24 protein-coding genes are annotated in these 19,395 nt (G+C 68.4%); 16 read left to right on the forward strand and 8 right to left on the reverse strand.

Going from position 1 to position 19,395, the window contains the following annotated elements; translation table 11 throughout:
* Positions 1–31 precede the first annotated feature (31 nt).
* Positions 32–442, forward strand: a complete 411-nt coding sequence (locus tag G3T36_RS00575; protein ID WP_338031403.1) for a hypothetical protein — start codon at positions 32–34, stop codon at positions 440–442.
* A 6-nt stretch (positions 443–448) separates the two neighbouring features.
* Here G3T36_RS00575 and G3T36_RS00580 read toward each other — a convergent pair whose 3' ends face one another.
* Positions 449–883 carry a VOC family protein gene (locus G3T36_RS00580; RefSeq protein WP_163287498.1) on the reverse strand — a complete coding sequence of 145 codons (435 nt, stop codon included), beginning with the start codon at positions 881–883 and terminating at the stop codon, positions 449–451.
* Between the two features lie 61 nt (positions 884–944).
* Here G3T36_RS00580 and G3T36_RS00585 point away from each other — a divergent pair, with 61 nt between their 5' ends.
* Positions 945–1,556: a dihydrofolate reductase family protein gene (locus G3T36_RS00585; RefSeq protein WP_163287499.1), complete on the forward strand. Its 612-nt coding sequence runs from the start codon at positions 945–947 to the stop codon at positions 1,554–1,556.
* On the opposite strand, the gene G3T36_RS00590 is transcribed toward G3T36_RS00585, so the two are convergent.
* Positions 1,553–2,056 carry a hypothetical protein gene (locus G3T36_RS00590; RefSeq protein WP_163287500.1) on the reverse strand — a complete coding sequence of 168 codons (504 nt, stop codon included), beginning with the start codon at positions 2,054–2,056 and terminating at the stop codon, positions 1,553–1,555. The two genes, G3T36_RS00585 and G3T36_RS00590, sit on opposite strands and share 4 nt — an antisense overlap.
* A gap of 9 nt (positions 2,057–2,065) precedes the next feature.
* Positions 2,066–2,503, reverse strand: coding sequence for an arsenate reductase ArsC (locus tag G3T36_RS00595; RefSeq protein WP_163288984.1), 438 nt, complete (start codon positions 2,501–2,503; stop codon positions 2,066–2,068).
* A gap of 211 nt (positions 2,504–2,714) precedes the next feature.
* Between G3T36_RS00595 and G3T36_RS00600 the strand changes: the two genes are divergently transcribed.
* Positions 2,715–3,065, forward strand: a complete 351-nt coding sequence (locus tag G3T36_RS00600) for a metalloregulator ArsR/SmtB family transcription factor (protein ID WP_163287501.1) — start codon at positions 2,715–2,717, stop codon at positions 3,063–3,065.
* A 26-nt stretch (positions 3,066–3,091) separates the two neighbouring features.
* Here the strand turns inward: G3T36_RS00600 and G3T36_RS00605 are convergent, their stop codons facing one another.
* Positions 3,092–3,847, reverse strand: a complete 756-nt coding sequence (locus G3T36_RS00605) for a CDP-alcohol phosphatidyltransferase family protein (protein ID WP_338031404.1) — start codon at positions 3,845–3,847, stop codon at positions 3,092–3,094.
* 78 nt (positions 3,848–3,925) lie between these two features.
* Here G3T36_RS00605 and G3T36_RS00610 point away from each other — a divergent pair, with 78 nt between their 5' ends.
* Genes G3T36_RS00610 through G3T36_RS00640 form a run of 7 tightly spaced genes read left to right on the forward strand, consistent with a single transcriptional unit; the run spans position 3,926 to position 10,471 of the window.
* Positions 3,926–4,906, forward strand: a complete 981-nt coding sequence (locus tag G3T36_RS00610; protein ID WP_163287502.1) for an MDR/zinc-dependent alcohol dehydrogenase-like family protein — start codon at positions 3,926–3,928, stop codon at positions 4,904–4,906.
* Positions 4,903–5,301 carry a 6-pyruvoyl trahydropterin synthase family protein gene (locus G3T36_RS00615; protein ID WP_163287503.1) on the forward strand — a complete coding sequence of 133 codons (399 nt, stop codon included), beginning with the start codon at positions 4,903–4,905 and terminating at the stop codon, positions 5,299–5,301. Before G3T36_RS00610 ends, G3T36_RS00615 begins: the two co-directional genes overlap by 4 nt.
* On the forward strand, positions 5,298–6,332 hold the full coding sequence (locus G3T36_RS00620; RefSeq protein WP_163287504.1) for a glycosyltransferase: 1,035 nt from the start codon (positions 5,298–5,300) through the stop codon (positions 6,330–6,332). Before G3T36_RS00615 ends, G3T36_RS00620 begins: the two co-directional genes overlap by 4 nt.
* The gene (locus G3T36_RS00625; protein WP_163287505.1) at positions 6,329–7,147 is read left to right on the forward strand and encodes an SAM-dependent methyltransferase; all 819 of its coding nucleotides are present in this window, start codon (positions 6,329–6,331) and stop codon (positions 7,145–7,147) included. The genes G3T36_RS00620 and G3T36_RS00625 overlap by 4 nt, the downstream gene beginning before the upstream one ends.
* Positions 7,144–8,112, forward strand: a complete 969-nt coding sequence (locus G3T36_RS19625) for a lysylphosphatidylglycerol synthase transmembrane domain-containing protein (protein ID WP_240148277.1) — start codon at positions 7,144–7,146, stop codon at positions 8,110–8,112. Before G3T36_RS00625 ends, G3T36_RS19625 begins: the two co-directional genes overlap by 4 nt.
* Positions 8,109–8,855, forward strand: coding sequence for a dihydrofolate reductase family protein (locus tag G3T36_RS00635; RefSeq protein WP_163287507.1), 747 nt, complete (start codon positions 8,109–8,111; stop codon positions 8,853–8,855). Before G3T36_RS19625 ends, G3T36_RS00635 begins: the two co-directional genes overlap by 4 nt.
* The gene (locus G3T36_RS00640; RefSeq protein WP_163287508.1) at positions 8,852–10,471 is read left to right on the forward strand and encodes an alkaline phosphatase family protein; all 1,620 of its coding nucleotides are present in this window, start codon (positions 8,852–8,854) and stop codon (positions 10,469–10,471) included. The genes G3T36_RS00635 and G3T36_RS00640 overlap by 4 nt, the downstream gene beginning before the upstream one ends.
* A gap of 16 nt (positions 10,472–10,487) precedes the next feature.
* Here G3T36_RS00640 and G3T36_RS00645 read toward each other — a convergent pair whose 3' ends face one another.
* Positions 10,488–11,420 carry a prenyltransferase/squalene oxidase repeat-containing protein gene (locus tag G3T36_RS00645; protein WP_163287509.1) on the reverse strand — a complete coding sequence of 311 codons (933 nt, stop codon included), beginning with the start codon at positions 11,418–11,420 and terminating at the stop codon, positions 10,488–10,490.
* Positions 11,421–11,523: 103 nt separating this feature from the next.
* On the opposite strand from G3T36_RS00645, the gene G3T36_RS00650 reads away from it, so the two are divergent.
* Both G3T36_RS00650 and G3T36_RS00655 read left to right on the forward strand, forming a co-directional pair.
* Positions 11,524–12,126, forward strand: coding sequence for an NADPH-dependent FMN reductase (locus G3T36_RS00650; RefSeq protein WP_163287510.1), 603 nt, complete (start codon positions 11,524–11,526; stop codon positions 12,124–12,126).
* 72 nt (positions 12,127–12,198) lie between these two features.
* Positions 12,199–13,230 carry an NAD-dependent epimerase/dehydratase family protein gene (locus G3T36_RS00655; RefSeq protein ID WP_163287511.1) on the forward strand — a complete coding sequence of 344 codons (1,032 nt, stop codon included), beginning with the start codon at positions 12,199–12,201 and terminating at the stop codon, positions 13,228–13,230.
* 9 nt (positions 13,231–13,239) lie between these two features.
* Here G3T36_RS00655 and G3T36_RS00660 read toward each other — a convergent pair whose 3' ends face one another.
* Complete coding sequence (locus G3T36_RS00660; protein WP_163287512.1) at positions 13,240–14,142, reverse strand: arginase family protein; 903 nt, start codon at positions 14,140–14,142, stop codon at positions 13,240–13,242.
* Positions 14,143–14,266: 124 nt separating this feature from the next.
* Between G3T36_RS00660 and G3T36_RS00665 the strand changes: the two genes are divergently transcribed.
* A complete protein-coding gene (locus tag G3T36_RS00665; RefSeq protein ID WP_163287513.1) occupies positions 14,267–14,422 on the forward strand; it encodes a hypothetical protein in 156 nt (51 codons plus the stop codon).
* A 21-nt stretch (positions 14,423–14,443) separates the two neighbouring features.
* Here the strand turns inward: G3T36_RS00665 and G3T36_RS00670 are convergent, their stop codons facing one another.
* Entirely contained in the window at positions 14,444–15,370 is a 927-nt protein-coding gene (locus tag G3T36_RS00670; protein ID WP_163287514.1) for an aldose 1-epimerase family protein, read from the reverse strand.
* Positions 15,371–15,372: 2 nt separating this feature from the next.
* Positions 15,373–16,188, reverse strand: coding sequence for a DeoR/GlpR family DNA-binding transcription regulator (locus tag G3T36_RS00675; protein WP_338031405.1), 816 nt, complete (start codon positions 16,186–16,188; stop codon positions 15,373–15,375).
* A gap of 102 nt (positions 16,189–16,290) precedes the next feature.
* Between G3T36_RS00675 and galT the strand changes: the two genes are divergently transcribed.
* The 3 genes from galT to G3T36_RS00690 are packed head-to-tail and all read left to right on the forward strand — an operon-like array spanning position 16,291 to position 19,386.
* Positions 16,291–17,439 carry a galactose-1-phosphate uridylyltransferase gene (gene galT, locus G3T36_RS00680; RefSeq protein ID WP_163287515.1) on the forward strand — a complete coding sequence of 383 codons (1,149 nt, stop codon included), beginning with the start codon at positions 16,291–16,293 and terminating at the stop codon, positions 17,437–17,439.
* The gene (gene galK / locus G3T36_RS00685; protein WP_163287516.1) at positions 17,436–18,596 is read left to right on the forward strand and encodes a galactokinase; all 1,161 of its coding nucleotides are present in this window, start codon (positions 17,436–17,438) and stop codon (positions 18,594–18,596) included. Before galT ends, galK begins: the two co-directional genes overlap by 4 nt.
* Before the next feature lie 7 nt (positions 18,597–18,603).
* Positions 18,604–19,386 carry an MBL fold metallo-hydrolase gene (locus G3T36_RS00690; protein WP_193570835.1) on the forward strand — a complete coding sequence of 261 codons (783 nt, stop codon included), beginning with the start codon at positions 18,604–18,606 and terminating at the stop codon, positions 19,384–19,386.
* The last annotated feature ends 9 nt before the right edge of the window (positions 19,387–19,395 follow it).

The following is a 19,395-nucleotide window of genomic DNA, read 5'->3' on the forward strand; positions in this document are numbered from 1 at the left end:
TCATATCGCAGATCCAGGGAGGACACCGATCGTGACCATTTTCAGCAAAGAGGAAAAGGCCGCCATGAGGGCGACTGTGGCCGAGAAGAAGGCTGCGAAGGAGGGCGCCGACGCCGCCGCGGCGTGCGATGCAGCGATCGCCGCGTTGACCGGGACCGACAAGGAGCTCGCCGAGGCGTTCCACGAACTGGTCGCGGAGAACACGTCGCTGGCTGCGAAGACCTGGTACGGGATGCCCGCCTACGCGGACGCCGACGGCAAGATCGTCGTCGCCTTCAAACCGGGTTCGAAGTTCAAGATCCGCTACGCGACGCTCGAGTTCCAGCAGGCGGCGACGCTGGATGACGGCAACCTGTGGCCTGTCGGGTTCGCCCTGACCAAGATGGATGACGCCGACAAGAAGCGGATCGCCGCCATCCTCAAGGCCGCGGTCGGCGTGTAGCTGCACTCACTGCAGGCAGAACTCGTTGCCCTCGGGGTCGCGCATCATGATCGCGAACTCCTCGAACGGGCCCCAGGACGGCCCGTCCAGCACTTTCTCCAGCGTTGCGCCGAGGGCTATGAGCCGATCACGCTCGAGCTCCAGCTCCTCTCGGGTCGCGTGACGGTCGCCGGACGGCGTGATGTCCACGTGCATCCGGTTGCGGTGCCGCTTCTCGTGGAGGTAACGCGTGAAGTAGAAACGTTGGTGGCTCGGGTCGCCGTCCCACGCTTCTGCGCGCGCCGCGATGTCGTCGTCGGACATGCCGTACTCCCGAAGCGCGGCCACTTCGTCGGCCGGCCAGCCGGCCGGTTCGGGATAGCCCATCACAGCGGCCCAGAAACGGGCGAGGGCCTCCGGGTTCTCGGCATGGAAGGTCACGTTGGCGATCCGCGCGGTCATGAGTCGAGCGTAACGGGGGCTGCGGGTTGCGTTCCAGACGTTCGCGAGTAACGTCTCCCGCATGAGCTCGATCGTTGTGCAGGCGTTCATCACTCTCGACGGCGTCGTCCAGGGCGGAGGCGGCCCGGATGAGGACCGCGAAGGCGGCTTCGACCTCGGCGGCTGGTCGATGGACTACGACCGGGAGAACGACACGCTCAACGAGGCCGGCGCGATCATCGAAGACTGGGAGAGCCGCACAGAGGCCCTGCTGCTCGGCCGCAAGACATACGACATCTTCGCCGGCTCGTGGGGCGTGTGGGATGAGAACGCCGAGGGGTTCATGGGCGAGTTGACCAGACGGTACAACCGCATCCCCAAATACGTCGCCTCGCGCAGCCTGACCGACACCAGCTGGAAGAATACGCACCTCCTCGGCCCCGACGTGCCGGAAGCGGTGGCGAAACTGCGTGACGAGCCGGGTGGTGAGATCCGGGTGTGGGGCAGCACCCAGCTGATCAGGACGCTGGCCGAGCACGACCTCATAGACGAATACCGGCTCGTGTTCTACCCGATCGTCCTCGGCACGGGCAAGAAGCTCTTCCCCGAGGGGTTCCCCGTCTCCCGGCTTGCGTTGGTCGAGTGCCGCGCGCTCGCTTCGGGAGTAGTGGTCAGCACCTACCGACGCAGCTAGTCGTTCAGGTCACTGATCAGGGATGGCACGATCGCGTCCAACGACTGCCGCGTCGCCGTCGAGACGGTCCCACTGTCCACGGGGAGGGTCAGAGCCGTTCCGTCGAAGGTGAGAATGACGGATTCGACCCGGGGCCATTCCTCGCCGGCGGTCAGGCTCATCCTGTCGACGTCGACGACCTCGATGCTCCGCAGTGTGGACCTCGACAGGCGCGTCGCGGTCACCTTGGCAGCGGCATCGGTGAACGTCACACCCGCCGTGATCACGCCACGCCCGGTGAGCACGACGGCTCTCCCTCCGGACTCCCGGTGGAAGGTGGTCGACACGTAGACGACAGCTTCACCGCGGGTCAGCGCGAGGATCTTCGAGACGAAGTCGAGGTACCACCCCGCTGGTGAGGGCGTGGTCGCCGCATCCCACTCGTCATTCGCAAGCGACGTCGTCAGAAGCCGACTGAGTGTGCTGGCCTGCCCGAACGCATCGAGGTGGGAATCCGTCATCCTCGAATGCTAGTTCTCCGCACCGGCAGTTCCGAACGCCAGGCTCGCGACCAGGTCTTCCACGCGCCCTCGGATGTCGTCGCGGATGCGCCGAACGGTGGGCAGGTCCTTCCCGGCCGGATCCTCGAGCTCCCAGTCTTCGTAGCGCTTTCCCGGGAAGATCGGGCAAGCGTCGCCGCAGCCCATCGTGATCACCACGTCGGATTCGCGCACCTGTTCGGTCTCCAGGATGCTCGGAACCTCCTGCGCGATATCGATGCCCTCTTCGCCCATCGCCTCCACGGCCACGGGGTTGAGTCCGGTCGCGGGTTCCGAGCCGCCGGAGAGGACGCGCACGCGGTCGCCCGCAATGCTGCGAAGGTAGCCCGCGGCCATCTGGGATCGGCCGGCGTTGTGCACGCAGACGAACAGCACGGTCGGGATGGCGGTGGTCACGATGTCCTCCATGGTCAGGATGGTCGGGTGGGCCGCCGCCACACGGGACGGCGGCCCGGGAAGGTCAGCAGCATCCGGGCTGGCAGGAGCCGTCCGGCAAGGGCTGACAGACCGTCGGGTCACAGCACTCGTTCACATTCAACCTCCTCCATCGATGTTTGTCGATGTAACGAGCATCCGACTAAACATTGACGGTTGTCAATATAAGAGTAAGACTTTCTGCGTGACCTCGATCGAACTGCTCCCCCTGCGCGACCTGCAGTCGTGCTGCGCGCCGATCACTCGGGATGTGGTGAGCGAAGAGAATGCGGCTTCACTCGCCCGCGCTCTCAAGGCGCTCGCCGACCCGGCCCGGTTGCGGATCGTGTCGATGATCGCCGCGCACGAGGACGGTGAGGCCTGCGTGTGCGATCTGACCGATCCGCTCGGTCTGTCGCAGCCGACAGTGTCACATCACCTGAAGGTGCTCACCGCAGCCGGCTTCCTCACAAGGTCGAAGCGCGGCACCTGGGCCTATTACCGGATCGCACCGGGGTCACTCGACGCCGTGTCGTCGTTCATCTCCGCGGTCTGAGGCCCGCTCCTCACCGGTAAGCGCTGTCAGGGCAGGGATGCCTCGTCCACAAGCGACGTCGTCGCGGCGACCGACTCGACGCGGCGCGCGCGCACCAGCCACACCACGTCGCGACCGAAGGATTCGGTGAGCAGCGCAAGTGCGATCGCCACGACCGCGATATCGATCCGCGGGAGCAGACCGGACATCGCGATCGTCAGCGCGACACCCTGCACGGCGGTCACCACCTTGCGCCAGTAGCGCGGCGGGAGCGGACGCCGAAGCCAGGGAAGGAACCAGCCGGCGACCACGAACGCGTAACGCATGAGACCGATCGAGAGCACCCAGGGGCCCATGATCTGTGCGACGTACATGCTCAGAACCAGCAGGAGGAACGCATCCACCTCCATGTCGTACCGGGCGCCGAGCTCGGTCGACGATCCCGTGCGTCGTGCGACCCACCCGTCGACCGCGTCCAGCAGAAGGGCCGGCACGGCCAGACTGACGAGCAGCGCGGCCGGGACCTCGGTCGTGAACGACGCGACGACCAACCCGGTGATCACACCGACGAGCGACGAGCGAACGGTCGTGACGATGTTCGCGGCTCCAAACCGGGTCGCGTGCCGTCGTTGCAGTCCGCGGAGGAGCAGTCCGTTGGAGACGAGCAGGTATGCGATCGCCGCCATCCATCCGGTAATCGGGAGCGGCGGCATCCCCCATTCCACCGGAAGCTCCCAGAGCACCGCGACGGCCGCCACGCCTGTGGCGGCCGAACCGATGGGTGCCAGTTGAACTCGTTTCACGTCTGCCTCGTGTCTTGATCAGGGGTCTCATCGTTAACACGCCGACCGCATCCCAATGGTTCACAAGGAGGAGGAGACGTGCTCGAAGCAACCGCATTCTGGGTCGACGAGCCCGGCGTCGGCGTTCTGCGCCGTGAACCGCTGCCGCGCATCGGAGAACAGGATGTGCTGGTGCGCACCCTGCACACCGGCGTGAGCCGCGGCACCGAGACCTCGGTGTTCACGGGCCGCGTGCCGGTCGGCGAGCGCGCGCGCATGCGTGCTCCCTTCCAGGAAGGCGAGTTCCCCGGTCCGGTGAAGTACGGCTATCTCAACGTCGGCGTGGTCGAGGAGGGCCCGGCGGAGCTGCTCGGGCAGCGGGTCTTCACTCTGTTTCCCCACCAGTCGGCTTTCGTCGTTCCAGCAGACGCCGTCGTTCCGATACCCGACGGCGTGCCGGAGCGACGCGCCGTGCTCGCGGGCGCGGTCGAGACGGCGGTCAACGTGCTGTGGGACGCCGCACCCCTCCTCGGAGATCGCGTCACCGTCGTCGGCGGCGGAATGATCGGATGCTCGATCGCCCGCCTGCTCCGCGGCATCGCCGGCGTCGAGGTGGTGCTGGTCGACATCGACCCGACGCGGCGTGACGTGGCCGACCGCCTGGGCGTCACGTTCGCTGAACCATCGAAGGCACCGCACGACCGTGACCTCGTGATCAACACGAGCGGGTCGGATGCGGGACTCCAGCTCGCACTCGAATCCGTCGTCACCGAGGGTGAGGTGATCGAGGCGAGCTGGTACGGGGACCGCCCGGCCACCCTGCAGCTCGGCGGCGACTTCCATTCGCGGCGGCTCACGATCCGCGCGAGCCAGGTGAGTGCAGTGGCCGCGCGACGCCGCGGAAGCCGGACGACCCGGGATCGGCTCGAACTGGCCCTGCGCTTCCTGCGCGACCCCGCCTTCGATGTCCTGCTGACCGCGGAATCGTCGTGGCGGGAGCTTCCCGAGGTGATGGCTCGTCTCGCCGACCGGTCGAACGCAGACCTCTGCCACACACTGACCTGGGAGGACTCGGAATGACATTCTCTGTGACGGTCCGCGACCACATGATGGTCGCCCACAGCTTCACGGGTAATGCCTTCGGCCCCGCGCAACGACTTCACGGAGCCACCTTCATCGTCGACGCGACGTTCGGTGCGGACGAACTGGATCAGGATGGCGTCGTCGTCGACATCGGGCGCGCCGCCGCCGCACTCGCGGAGATCACCGGGTCGCTCACCTACCGCAACCTCGATGACGACCCCGACTTCGCCGGGATGAACACGACGACCGAACGCCTCTGCCAGGTGATCGCCGATCGGCTGGCCGAACAGGCCGGCGCGGGGCGGCTCGGAAATGGGCAGCGGTTGACGTCGATCACGGTCACCCTCCACGAATCGCACATTGCATGGGCGAGCTATTCGAGGGCGCTGTGAGCGGACAGCAGAGAGCCCCCATCTGGTTCGTCGTGCCCGACACCATCGACGACCCTGCTCGAGTGAGCGGCGGCAACGTCTACGACCAGCACGTTCGCGACGGTCTGGCCCGGCAGGGCCGGAGGGTGGAGCTGATCCGCATCGCTGACGGCCAGGATCGGCAGGCGGCGGCGGCGCTGGCGCAGCTCCCGGACGGCGTTCTGGTGCTCATCGACGGCCTCATCGCCGAACGCGAGCCGACGGGACTGGCTGAGAATTCGACCCGGCTTCGCGTGGTCGTGCTCGCACACATGCCACCAGAGGATGGGAGCGCGTTCCGGCACGCCGAGCGGGTCATCGCGACCAGCCACTGGACGCGCTCGGAACTCATCGAACAGGATTTCGCAGACCCGCACCGGATCGTCGTCGCCACACCCGGGACAGACCCCGCGCCCGCGACGACCGCCTCCGAGACCGGTGCCCGGCTGCTCTGCGTCGCGGCGGTCGCGCCCCACAAAGGCCAGGATCTGCTCATCAGCGCTCTCGCCGGGCTTCCGGACGACGATCAGTGGACCTGCACGTTCGTCGGGTCGCTCGACGTCGCACCCGCGTTCGTCGCGGAACTCACAGCCGCGGTCGAGTCCGCCGGGCTCGCGAAACGAGTCACGTTCACCGGCGTGCTGACGGGCAGGCGCCTCGCGGACGAGTACGCGCAGGCCGACCTCCTGGTCGCGCCGTCGCGTGCCGAGAGCTACGGCATGGTCGTCACCGAGGCCTACGCACGGGGAATCCCGGTCGTCGCGTCCGGGGCGGGCGGCCTTCCCGAGGCGGTGGGGAGCGGCGGGGCAGGCATCATCGTCCTTGCAGAGGACGCGTGGGCGCTGGGCGTCGTCCTGCGCCAATGGCTGGCGAGCCCGGTCAGGCGTCACGAACTGAAGACGGCTGCTCTGGCCGCACGCGACGGACTCCAGCCGTGGAGCACGACGACCGCGATCATCGCGGCGACGCTCGATGACGTCGCCCTCACCGGAAGACGAGAGGTCATCGTATGAGCCAGGTTCTCGACGTCAGCAGCGACTGGCTCGAACTCCGCGAGACGGAGGATGCGCGGGCGCGCTCGCGGACGCTCGCCCTGGCTGCGGCCGCCATGCTGCCCACGCGCCCGATCGTCGTGCACGATCTGGGAAGCGGCACGGGCGCCATGATGCGCTGGCTCGCGCCTCTCCTTCCCGGCCCCCAGGAATGGGTGCTCCACGACTGGAACGCGAGCCTGGTCGAGCGCGCCGTTGATGGGGTGCGCCCCTGCGATCGCGGCAACCAGCCGATCGCCGTCAGGTCTCGTGTCGGAGAGCTCGCCGCGCTTACCGCCGCCGACCTGGAAGGTGCCTCGCTCGTCACAGCTTCGGCCCTGCTCGACGTCGTGACCGCCCGCGAGTTGCAGGCGATCGTCGAAGCGTGCGCCGAGGTGGGCTCCCCTGTCCTTCTCTCTCTCAGCGTGACAGGCCGGGTGGAACTGAACCCCGGCGATCCGCGCGACGAGGCCTACGAGCGGTCGTTCGATGCCCATCAGCAACGTGTGGCGGACGGTCGCAGGATGCTCGGACCGGACGGGCCGACGATGGCTCGCGCGCTTTTCCAGGTGGCCGGCTGGAATGTACGGGAGGTGCCGACGACCTGGCGTCTCGACGACTACGAACCCCGCCTGCTCCGTGAGTGGTTCGATGGATGGGTGGATGCGGCCGTCGAGCAGTCCCCCGACCTGAGTGCAGAATCCGCGGGGTATCGCGAGCTGCGTCGGTCGCAGATGGCCCACGCTGCGCTCTCCGCGGTCATCCATCACGTGGATCTGCTGGCGTGGCCGCGATGACCACAGGGTTCGCCGAGACCGGGACGCGCGAGCGTACCCGGACGCGCAGGCTCGCCTTCGCGCGGACGCGGTGGTTCCGCCTGACGACCCAGCTCGTGCTGGGCGGCGGCGTGCTCGTCGCGGTCGTCGCCCGAGTCGGCACTAAGCCGTTCGTCCATGGACTGCTCAGCCTCGACGCTCGGTCGATCGGCGGGGCCGTCCTGCTCTGTGCGGTCGCCACCGGGGCATCCGCGTGGCGCTGGCAGTTCATCGCAGGGCGTCTCGGCGTCGGGCTGCCGTGGACGACGGCGGTGGCACTGTACTACCGTTCCCAGTTCCTGAACAGTGTGCTGCCCGGCGGCGTGCTCGGCGACGCTGACCGTGCGGTGACGCACGGCCGGAGCGTCGACAGCATCGGTCGTGCATCCCGTGCCATCGTGATCGAGCGCAGCGTCGGGCAGGCGGTTCAAGTCGCACTCGCGCTCGTCGTGCTCGCGTTCTTCGGCAGGGAATTCGAAGGGATCGTGCTCGCCGTGGTCGGTGCGGGCCTGGCCGTGCTCGTCGTCCCCGGGATCACGGCGGCGGCGGCGAGCGCGCGCGTCCGAAGAGCGCTGCGGCACGAACGGGACGAGCTCCGCGCCGGCCTCGGAACAGCCGCAGGCTTCATCGGCGTCGCATTCGCCTCGGCCGTCGTCGTCGCGTGCCACGTCGCGATCCTCGCGATCGCGACGAACGCCGTGGGGGCGCACGTGCCGCCCGACCAGCTCGTGCCGGTCGCCCTGGTCGTCCTGCTCGCCGCATCCATCCCCTTCAACGTCGGCGGATGGGGTCCCCGCGAGGGCGCGGCGGGCTGGGCTTTCGCTGTCGCCGGCCTCGGCGCATCCGCCGGCGTCGCCGCGTCGACCTTGTACGGCGTACTCACTCTCATCTCGCTCGCCCCGGGCGCGATCGTATTCATGACCCATCGCAAGGAGGAATCATCGTGATCGATGGCCCATACGTCACCCTCAGCTGCGCGGTATCGCTCGATGGTTACCTCGACACGCCCAATCCGCCCCGGCTGGTGCTGTCGAATGCTGCGGACTTCGATCGCGTCGACGAGGTGCGCGCCCTGAACGACGCCATCCTCGTCGGGGCACGCACCGTGCGCCGTGACAACCCCCGGCTGCTCGTCCGGAGCGCCGACCGGCAGAGTCGACGGGAGGACGCCGGACGGCCGCGAACGCCGTGGAAGGTCACGGTGACCGCATCCGGCGATCTGGATCCGGGGGCGGCGTTCTTCACCGAAGGCGACGCAACGAAAGTCGTCTACTGTCCATCGTCCAAGGCCCGGCGCATCCGGCGGCGGCTCGGCGGCGCCGCGATCGTCGTCGGACTCAGCGAGGATGTGACGATGGGCGATCTCGTCGCCGACCTGGGAGACCGGGGGATCCGCCGGCTCATGGTGGAAGGCGGCGGTACGATCGCCACGCAATTCCTGTCCGCTGCCCTCGTCGACGAGCTCCAGCTGGTGGTGGCTCCGATCTTCGTGGGCGACCGGCGGGCGCCGCGTTTCGTCGGGGACGCCGGGTTCCCGTGGGCGAAGGACCGGCGAGCGACCCTCGCCGAGGTCCGGCAGCTCGGCGACGTCGTGCTGCTGCGCTACGCACTCTCCGACCGGTTCGTCCGGGATGCTCCTGAGAGCTCCGACCCTGCGGCGGTCCGTTCGATGGTGGTGGGGAGGCCATGACGAACATCCGCACTGTACGAGCGCGCATCGCGACCGGCCTCTCCATCGTCGTCCTCTTCCTCGCAGCACTCGCCCCCGGCCTGATCGATTCCGGATCGGCGCTGGCCCTCATCCGCGTTCCGCTGGAGGCGGTGCTCGCCCTCGCCGTGCTGGCGTTGCTGCCCTGGCGCACGGCGCGCGTGATCGTCGCCGGGCTCTGCGCACTGCTCTTCGTGTCCGCAACGCTCAATGCGGCACTGGACCGCGGATTCACGGTCACGGTCGGGCAGCCGTTCAACGTGGTCACCGGATGGCCCGAGCTGGTGGATGCGTACGGCGTGCTGAGCGATTCGACAGGCCCTGTCGCGGCGCCCGCCATCGTGGTCCTGGTCATTGCCGCGGCAGCAGGGTGCGTGGTCGCGGTCGCGGCCTCCCTCCTGCACCTGGCCGGTCTCATCCGGCGGCACCGTCGCCGTGCGCTGATCGGGTCGACCGCTGTCATCGCAGGATGGGTCGTCCTCGCACTCACGGGCGCCCAGCTGGTCCGGGGAGAGCCGATCGCCGCATCCGATACCGTCACGGCCGCGGTCGCGACGGCCGATCAGGTGAGTGCGGCGGAGCGGGACCAGGCGGCCATCCGGCGCGCGGGATCGAGCGACCAGTACGCCCAGCTGCCCGCATCCGATCTGCTCACCAAGCTGAAAGGCAAAGACGTCATCGTCGCGTTCATCGAAAGCTACGGCCAGGTGGCGGTGCAGAACACCTCGTACTCCGCCGGCGTGGATGCGGTGCTTCGCCAGGGCAACACCGACCTCGCCGCCCACGGCTACAGCGAGCGCAGCGCCTTCCTCACCTCGTCGACATTCGGCGGCATCAGCTGGCTCGCTCACTCGACGCTGCAGACAGGCCTGTGGATCGACTCGCAGCTGAAATACGACACCGTCACCAAAGGGAGCCGTTTCACCCTCAGCGACGCCTTCCGGAAAGCCGGCTGGCAGACGCTGAGCGATGTTCCGTCGGATACGAAACCGTGGCCTGTCGGTCGCTCGTTCTACCATTTCGGCACCGAACTCAACGCGCTGAACGTGGGCTACAAGGGCCCGGCGTTCAGTTATGCGCGCATCCCCGACCAGTACACATGGGCGTACCTCCAGCAGCACGAACTGGCGCAGCCGCACAAACCGCTGATGGCCGAGATCGACTTCGTCTCGTCGCACACACCGTGGACGCCGCTGCCCCATCTCGTGCCGTGGTCGTCTGTCGGCGACGGTTCGGTCTTCGATCCGCAGCCGGCGCAGGGTCTCTCGCCGAGCGTCGTCTGGCAGGACCCCCGCCACGTGCAACAGCTCTACGGCCAGTCGATCGAGTACACGATGAGCTCGCTCTTCTCGTTCCTGACCACGTTCGACGATCCCAACCTCGTCCTCGTGGTGCTCGGCGACCACCAGCCCGCCGCAGTGGTCAGCGGGACGGGTGCGAACCATAACGTGCCGATCAGCATCATCTCCAAGGATTCCCGGGTCATCGACCGGATCTCGTCGTGGAACTGGGAGCCGGGCATGCTCCCCTCGCCGAGCGCGCCGGTGTGGCGGATGGATGCGTTCCGCGACCACTTCCTGTCGGCCTACGGCCGCTGATACGTGGATGCGCGGCTCAGCCGGCGTGATACCAGTCGAGCACGCGCAGGGCACGGAGGGTGTTCCAGCGGCTGGGCCGACCGTCCCCTTGTTCGAGCTCGAAGTGCACGGCGCCCTGATGCGTGTTCTCGAGCAGCCACCGGCCGTCCGCGCCACGCTTCGACTCGACGAGCTGGATCGGCTCGGCCAGCCGTTCATCCGGCTTCACACCGGCTGCTCGCAGGTACTCCAGGCCGCGCAGCACGTCGTAGTGCCAGCGGACCGGGAACGAGAACTCGAGCCAGTGGTCGTTGACGATCTCGCCCGTCGTGAGCCGGCGCATCAGATGCCGGTCGAGCAGGTATTCGTGTGCTCGCTCGCGTGACGCCGTGATCTCGGCGGATGCGCCCACGCTGGTCTCGTATTGGAGGAGCCCTTCGAGCACCGAGATCGTGCTGTTGAACGAACTGCGGGCGGACCCGAACTCGGCTTCGCAATTCCAGCCGCCGTCGTCGAGGGATTCGGTGAGCAGACGATCGACGAGGGCGCTCACGTCCTCGCCGAAGTAGGCGCCGATCGCCACCGTCATGCCGTTGATGCACGGTTCCACCTCGCCGTCGAAGAATCGCGAGCCGTCGTACTCCCACCGGCTGTTCTCGCGGACGAGACCAACCGCCGCGCCAACCCGCTCGTCGTCAGGGTCGATGCCGAACTGGCGGAGCAGCTGCAGCGTGAACGCTGTCGCCGTCCACGGCTGGTTCTCCGGTTCGCGCGTCACGGGCGGAAAGTAGGTTCCGCCGGCCCACTGGCCGTCGGCATCCTGGAGCGCGAGCAGCCGCGCACCCCACCCTTCGTCGGCGATCCTCGCCCGCTCGGCGGCGACGCTCGCCTCGTCGGCATCGGTGAGATCCCTCATCGCCTGCCAGCGAATGGCGGGATCGGAGTCGAGGAGCCAGTCGACGGCCGTCATTCTCCGTAGTGTAGAACGCGCCTTCCACGGCCGCCAGAGAATGAGGAATACTCGGCTCCGCTCGGCTCCACCCGGCTCCTCGCCGCTGCGTACAGTGGTGACCATGCCGACCCCCGCCATCTGTCTCATCGTCGCAAGCACGCGCACCCGGCGATTCGCCGACATCCCGCTCACCTGGCTGCGCGAGGAGCTCGGCGCACGAAGTGACCTCTCACTCGACGTACTCGACCTGCGCGAGCATCCGCTGCCGTTCTTCGACGGGCCGGTTCCACCGTCCCGGAATCAACGAGCGTACGCGAGCGAGGCGGAGGCCACGGTCGGCCAGGCACTCGACGCCGCCGACGGGTACATCGTGCTGACGAACGAGTACAACCACGGCTATTCCGCCGCACTGAAGAACTTGTTCGACACGTTCTTCATCGAGTTCCGCCACAAGCCGATCGGTTTCATCGGCTACGGCAACGTCGGCGGAAGCCGCGCAATCGAACAACTGCGCCTGGTCGCCGCTGAACTCGACATGGCATCGGTGCGGACGTCTGCGCACATCTTCGGCCACCAGATGCGACGGCTGCGGGAGGATCCCACCGCGCACGCGGAGGTGTTCGCGGAGGTGAAGCCGCGGCTCGACGCCACGATGACCGACCTGCTGTGGTGGGCGAACGCCCTCGCATCGGCGCGGGACGCGGATGCGACCCCCACCGACTGAACGAGGCGCGCCGTTCCCGTTCTCCCCTCCGGGCTGCATGATTGAACTCAGGCCCGACCGAAGGAGGATGCCGTGAGCGGCGAACTGGTGCTGGTGACAGGTGGATCGGGATTCGTCGGCGCCCACTGCATCCTGAAGCTCCTCGACGCCGGCTATCGCGTTCGGACGACGGTGCGATCCCTGGAACGCGAACCGGATGTGCGGGCGATGCTGAAGGTCGGCGGCGCCGAACCGGGCGACGCCCTGTCCTTCGCCAGGGCCGACCTGCTCTCGGACGACGGCTGGCCCGAGGCGGTCGCCGGTTGCGACTTCGTTCTGCACGTGGCGTCTCCGTTCCCGGTGATGATGCCGCGGGACGAGAACGAGCTCATCCGGCCGGCTCGCGAGGGCGCCCTCCGGGCTCTTCGGGCGGCCCGGGATGGGGATGTCAAGCGGGTCGTGCTCACGTCGTCCTTCGCGGCGATCGGCTACGGCCCCGCGCATCCGGACGGCAGCCCGTTCACCGAAGCCGACTGGACGGACCCGGATGCCGACGTCACCGCGTATGTGAAGTCGAAGACCCTCGCCGAGCGTGCTGCGTGGGACTTCGTCGACCATGAGGGAGGCGGCCTCGAACTGGCCGTGGTGAACCCGGTCGGCATTTTCGGGCCCGTGCTCGGCAAGGATGTGTCGAGCTCCATCGAGCTGGTGCGGCGGATGATGAGCGGCAGCCTTCCCGCGGTTCCGCGGATGTTCTTCGGCGTGGTGGACGTGCGCGATGTCGCCGACCTGCACGTGCGAGCGATGACCGACCCCGCAGCGGCCGGTAACAGGTTCCTCGCCATCGCGGGTGAGCCGATGACGCTGCCCGAGATGGCGCACGTCCTCCGCGACCGCCTGGGGCCCGCCGCGCGCCGCGTGCCGAAACGCGTGATGCCGGACGGAGTGCTGAAGTCGATCGCGGTGGTCGTTCCGTCACTGCGACAGATCATCCCTGAGCTCGGGCGCGCCAAGCCGGCGACCCACGAGAAGGCCACGCGGATGCTCGGCTGGGACCCTCGCTCGAACGAGGACGCCCTCGCGGCCACCGGCGAAAGCCTGGTCAGGCTCGGGATCGTGCACTAGGAGCGCCAACTAATCCACGGCGAAGGCGCGCGCCAGCACCGCCACGAACCGGTCGAGCACCGACGGGTCGCCGGCCGACCGGGTCGGGTTCAGTTCGGCCACGGTGAGCACGCGGACGCTCTCGTCATGGCAGGCGGTCTCGAGTGACTCGGCCACCGCATCCAGTGACGGACCGGTGTTCCGCCCTCCGGTGTCCTCCGCGAGCGGGGCGTCGGTGAAGTCCAGGACGTCGACATCGAGGTGAACGACGAGGGGCCCGGGTGCGAGTCTCGCCAGCGCTCGCTGCGTTTCGCTGACCGGATGCAGGGCCAGCTCGTCGCCCGTGCGCCACACCAGGCGCAGCTCGGCCCGCGCCCGCTGCTCGCCCTCGGTCGTCGCATCCGGGTCGACGCCGAGGAGGTGGACGCGTTCGGGTGTGAGGAGGGGGATGTGAGCGAGCGCCGACTGCAGTCCGGGGAGGGATCCCGGAAGCCCCAGTGCATGGGCGAGCCCCATCCAGTCGAGAGCCCCATCGGAGGTCGTCGACGGCGTGTTCAGGTCGAAATGACGGTCGAGATAAAGGAGTCCGGGCTCGGCGAAACGCTCGGCAAGCGCGCTGACGGCTCCGAGCGCGATGGTGCAGTTGCCGCCGATCACGAGGGCGTCGGACCCGGCATCGAGAGCCGCACCCACCTGACGCGCGACGGCGTCGACGGACGCGATCACCTCACCGAGATTCTGGGCGCGTGGCCGGTCGCGGTCGGGCCGCCACACGTGGAGCGGGCCGTCCCCGTCGTCGGTCACGTCGCGGCCTGAGGCCCGGAGTGCCTCGATCAGCCCCCGCTCGCGCAGCACCCGCGGCGCCGACTCCTGCCCCGCCGCGTAACTACCGGCACTCGACGGAGCCCCGATCACTACCAGTCGCCTGGCCACGAGGCCATTCTGGCCTGATCGGTCACGCGGCGCTACGGCGGGCTCTGCTGGACATTGCCCGCCGGAAGCGATCGGACGAGACTGGGACGATCGGTACGGCACGCGACGAGACGAGGGAGCAGCCATGGGCGAGCACAAGCCGGGAGAGTTCGAATACCCCGACGAGGCCGGCTATCCGGACGGCACGGGGACACTCGACGAGGGCACGGCCGGAGCGCCCGACCTCACGGAGCTCGAAGAATTCGGCGCCGGAGACGAGGAGGACGTCGAGGACGTCTGAGACCGCGGGTCGGAAACCGGCTCAGAATCCGGAGGGGCGGATTCCCCACCGTGGCGACCATGACGCGCCCGGCTCCAGCCAGCGCACGCCGCGACCCGTGTTCAAAGCATTCGCCGGCGCAGTCATCGGCTCGACGGCGAGCGCCACATCGGAAGCCGTCTGTGTCGTGAAGCTTCGCTGGGTGAACACCTGCACGTAGGCGAAGTCCTCGTCGGTCCAGAGCGTTACAGCGCGACCGTCGGGGGCGGTCACGACGTGGTGAGCTCCGCCATCCGCCATCGCCACGTCGGCGAAGCCGTCGTCGAGTTCGAGGTCGGCGACCCGGCGTCCGGCACGCAGGTCGAAGCGCGTTCCTTCCACAGCCGACTCGCCGACCACGTTCAGCCGATCGTCGACGTCGAGGTGCGTGGCCGCATCCACGGTGACGACCAGGTCGCCGGTCGGCACTCCGCCGATCTTCAGGTAGGGATGCGCACCGATCGCGACCGGCGCAGGTGACGCACCCGCGTTGGTCACCGTGTGCGTGACGGTGAGCCCTTCGGGCGTGAGATCGTACCGCACCGAGGTGGCGAGCTGGAACGGGTACCCGAGCTCGGGAAACACGTCGGCATGCAGGGTCACTGTCGCCGCATCCTGCTCGACCACAACGTAGGGGCGATAGCGCAGCAGCCCGTGGATGGCGTTGCTGCGGTCGGGTTCGGTGAGAGCGAGCCGCCTGGTCTGGCCGTCGTGCTCCCAGGTGCCGTCCTTGACGCGGTTGGGCCACGGCACGAGCACGATGCCGCAGCCGGAGGGCGGGGTCGCGTCGAGCGGGAACGGCTCGGTGAGGTCCACGCCGTCGACGCGGAACTCGCGGATCCCCGCCGCGACCTGGGTGATCGTCGCCGTGAGGTCATGGCCCCCCGCGCGGAGTGAGAGTTCGTACTGGTCGCCGGTGGGTGCGCGCATACTCACACCCTAGCGACGACGACCTCCAGCCCGGCCTCGCGGAGTGCATCGAGGGTGCGCGCATCCGCCGACTCGCCCGTGATCAGCTCGTCGACCTCGTCGATCGATGCGACGCGGCCCAGATGGGTGCGACCGATCTTGGCGCCGTCCGCGACCACGATCGCGCGCTCGGCGGCTTCGACCATCACTCGCTTGAGGTCGGCTTCGGGAAGATTGATGTTGGTGATTCCGTTCGCCGGATGCACGCCGTTGCAGCCGACGAAAGCGAGGTCGGCGTGCAGTTCCCTCAGCACCGTCAGCGCCATCGGTTCGACCAGCGAATGCTGAAGCGGCCGGAGCGTTCCACCCGTCACGATCACCTGGAACCGCGGGATGGCCTTCTCGAGTTCGAGCGCGATCGTCAGCCCGTTCGTGATCACGGTGACGTCGACGAGTTCCTCGCGGGCCACGAGCGCGGAGGCGATCGCCGCAGTCGTGCTGCCGACGTCGAGGATGAGGCTGCTGCCAGGTCGCACGATCGATGCAGCGCGTTGTGCGATCGCCATCTTCTCCGCAGCGGACGTGCCCACGGATTCCTCGAACGACGGCTCGCGGGGCTCTGCTGCACCACGAAGCACGGCACCACCGTGCACGCGGCGGATGGCCCGCTGCTCGTCGAGCAGGTCGAGGTCGTTGCGGACGGTCACCTCGGAGACCCGGAACGCCTCACCCAGGTCGGCGACGCGAGCGAAGCCGTCGCGCCCGATGAGTTCGAGCATCCGCTGACGCCGTGTCGAGGCGGGGAGGGATTCTCCGGATGCGGTGGCCATGCTGGTCATCGTGCTGCAGAAGCCTCGGCTTGTCAATGCGAAACACGGATGGCGTCGTACCTATGATTTCGATAGTCTGACTTTCGAAACCGAAACTTGAAAGGTCACCGCATGCCTTCGATCACCAAACGCGTGCATTCCCTTGCCGATGGCCGCGAGCTGATCTACTTCGACGACGCCGACACGATCCTCGCGCCGGACCGCGCACCCGACCTGCGGGCTCCCGAGCCGCGTCCCGCGACCGCCACCATGCGCCAGGACCCGCTGACCGGCGAATGGGTGTCCATCGCCGCGGCGCGACAGAACCGCGTCTTCCTTCCGCCGGCCGAACTCGACCCACTGGCGCCCGCGACGCCGACCAATCCGTCCGAGGTGCCGAGCAACTACGACGTCGCCGTGTTCGAGAACAAGTCGCCGTCGTTCGGGCCGGCGATCACCGACGCGGATGGGCCGCGGGGGCTCGACGACCTCGCGACCATCGGGATCGGACGCTCGCGCAGGTCGGTCGGCCGCTGCGAGGTCGTCTGCTTCAGCCCTGAGCACGAAGGGTCGTTCGGCAGCCTCACGCCGTCGAGGGCACGCACGGTCATCAAGGCGTGGGCGGATCGCACCGCCGCGCTCTCGGCGATGCCGAACGTGCAGCAGGTCTTCCCGTTCGAGAACCGCGGCGAGGCGATCGGCGTCACACTCCACCATCCGCACGGCCAGATCTACGCCTACCCGTACATCACCCCGCGCACCACGCGCCTCATCGCAGCGCTCGAACAATACGGCTCGACGCTCTTCGCCGACATCCTCGAGAGCGAGCGCGCATCGGAGCGCGTCGTGCTCGCCGGGCGGCACTGGACCGCTTTCGTCCCGTTCGCCGCGCGCTGGCCGATCGAGGTGCACCTGCTCCCGCACCGGCACGTGGCCGACTTCGCCGAGACCGTCGACGAGGAACGGGACGAACTCGCGACGCTCTACCTCCGGCTCCTCCGTGGAGTGGATGCGCTCTACGACACCCCGACGCCGTACATCGCGGCCTGGCACCAGGCGCCCGTCAACACGCATCGCGACGACATCCGGTTGATGCTGCAGCTCACCTCCCCGCGGCGGTCGGCGGATAAGCTGAAATTCCTCGCCGGCTCCGAGTCCGCGATGGGCGCGTGGATCGGCGACATCCCGCCGGAGCGCGCAGCCGACCTCGTGCGTGACGGAATCGCGCGTGCAGACCGCGACCACCCCGTACATCCCACCCCTGGAGAGGCAGCACGATGACCGACCTGCGAGATGACGTCCTCGACACCTTCGCCGAGGTGTTCGGCAGGCAGGCGGACGGCCTCTGGTCCGCTCCCGGCCGGGTCAACCTCATCGGAGAGCACACCGATTACAACGAAGGCTTCGTCCTGCCGCTCGCAATCAACCGGCGCACGATCGCTGCGGTCGCCGTTCGTGACGACACCCGTGCGCGCATCGGCAGCTCGTTCGCCGACGAACTCGTCGAGATCGATCTCGCGGAGGTGCACCCGGAGTCGCTCGGAGGCTGGGCCGCCTATCCGCTCGGCGTCGCCTGGGCCCTCGGCCGGCACGGCGCAGACCTCGCCGCGGTGCCGGGGTTCGACATCCTCATCGACTCGACCGTGCCGGTCGGGGCAGGGCTGTCGTCGTCGGCCGCGCTCGAGAGCTCGGTCGCCGTAGCACTGAACGACATCTGGCAGCTCGGCCTCACCCCGGCAGAGCTTGCCAGCGTGGGTCAGCTGGCCGAGAATGTCGCCGTCGGCGCGCCCACCGGCATCATGGACCAGTCCGCCTCGCTGCTCGGCCGCCGCGACTCCGCTGTGTTCTTGGACTGCCGCTCCCTCGACGCCGAAATCGTCCCACTCGGCTTCGAAGCCGCTGGTCTCGAACTCCTCGTCATCGACACCGGGGTGAGCCACGCCCACGCGACCGGCGGCTATGCGGCGCGCCGCGCATCCTGCGAGGCCGGAGCGCGGGCCCTCGGTGTCTCCTCCCTGCGCGATGTCGGTGTCGACGACCTGCCGCGTGCCCGCGAGGTGCTCGACGACGAGACGTTCCGTCGTGTGCGTCATGTCGTCACCGAGAACCAGCGGGTGCTCGACACGGTGCGTGCGCTCAGGGAGCTGGGACCGGCCTCGATCGGCGACCTGCTGGATGCCTCGCACCGTTCGATGCGCGACGACTTCGAGATCTCCGTGCCCGAACTCGACCTCGCTGTCGAGACGGCCCAGAACTCCGGTGCTGTCGGAGCACGGATGACCGGCGGCGGCTTCGGCGGCTCGGCGATCGCCCTCGTCCCGTCCGCGCACGTGTCGCGTGTCCTGGTCTCCATCGACGGCGCGTTCGCCGAGCACGGTTTCGCCCAGCCCGACATGTTCACGGTCACCGCTGCCGACGGCGCCGCGCGCGAGAAATGAGAGCGCGTTGAGCATCCCGCTCGAGATCACCCGGCTCAGTCCATCCACCATCCAGCTTCGGCAGCCGAAGGCGTCGCACTGGGAGGCCCCGTTCCTGTTCCTCCTCTTCGGCACCGACCGCGCCCTCCTGCTGGACACAGGAGCCACCGCTGACCCGGAGCGACTCCCACTCCGCGAGACGGTCGACGGTCTCATCGCCGACTGGCTCCGAACACACCCGAACAGCGAGTACGAGCTCGTCGTAGCCCACACCCATGCGCACGGCGACCACATCGCCGGCGACGGCCAATTCGCCGGGCGGCCGCACACCAGCGTGGTCGGCACGCGGGTCGAGGAGGTGATCGCCTTCTTCGGCCTGAGCGACTGGCCGGAGCATCCGGCCGTCCTTCCGCTCGGAGACCGCAACATCGATGTGATCCCCGGGCCGGGCCACGAACCGTCGGCCGTGGTCTTCTTCGATCGGGAATCGGGCACCCTCTTCACCGGCGACACCGTGTATCCCGGCCGGCTGTACATCCGGGATCGCGTCGCGTTCCGGGCGACGATCGACCGGCTGATCGCGTTCCGCGATGCGGCAGGCCCCGACCTGACGGTGCTGCGCGGGTGTCACGTCGAAATGACCTCGACCCCCGGCGTCGACTACCCGGTCGGAACGGTGGATCAGCCAGACGAGGTGCCGCTCGACCTGCCCCCGGAGATCCTCGACGACGTGCGGTTGGCGCTCGACGCCGCCATCGACCCCAGCGGAAAGGTCGTGCGCGACCGCTTCATCCTCAGCTACGAGGATTGAATCCCGTCT

The sequence above is a fragment of the Leifsonia tongyongensis genome, assembly GCF_010686705.1.
Lineage (GTDB): Bacteria > Actinomycetota > Actinomycetes > Actinomycetales > Microbacteriaceae > Diaminobutyricibacter > Diaminobutyricibacter tongyongensis.